Source organism: Pseudomonas sp. 51_B (genome assembly GCF_017491595.1).
GTDB classification, from domain to species: domain Bacteria; phylum Pseudomonadota; class Gammaproteobacteria; order Pseudomonadales; family Pseudomonadaceae; genus Aquipseudomonas; species Aquipseudomonas promysalinigenes.
In genome coordinates this window covers 1-443 of sequence record NZ_JAFGYW010000417.1, presented here as the reverse complement: position 1 = coordinate 443, position 443 = coordinate 1, and the positions used below count along the sequence as shown (strand labels likewise).

1 pseudogene is annotated in these 443 nt (G+C 62.3%); it reads left to right on the top strand.

The window, feature by feature from the left end:
• Positions 1-385: pseudogene (locus J5M56_RS25515) on the top strand (methyltransferase); the annotation flags it as partial.
• Between the last annotated feature and the right edge of the window lie 58 nt (positions 386-443).

Below are 443 nucleotides of genomic sequence, written 5' to 3'. Positions count from 1 at the left end.
GATCGGTATGGGCGCGGTCGCTCCGTGCCAAAGCGAGGCCGCCGAGGCGCAGGTCAGCGGTCGCTGCGCCGCGCTCAATCTGCAACTGTGCAAACGCTCGCTGTACGGCGCCAACATCCAGACCCTGGCCAGCCCGGTCACCGGTGGTGGCGTGACGGTCAGCCGCTTCCAGCAGTTGTTCCTGATCTCGATCAAGCAAGGCAAACAGCAGCCGGCCGAATGGGCGCAACTGGCGTGGGGGGTGATCAGCGAACAAGGTGAAGTGCTGGTCGACAATGGCCAACCGCTGCTCACCGCTGAAGCCAATATCGCTGCGTTGACCGCACAGGCGCAGGTGTTTGCCGAGCAAACGCTGCCTGTGCTGAGGGCGCTTAAAATCGCTTGATTGCAAACGAACCAAGGTGGGAGCAAGCCTGCTCGCGAAAGCGCTGTATCAGGCACAT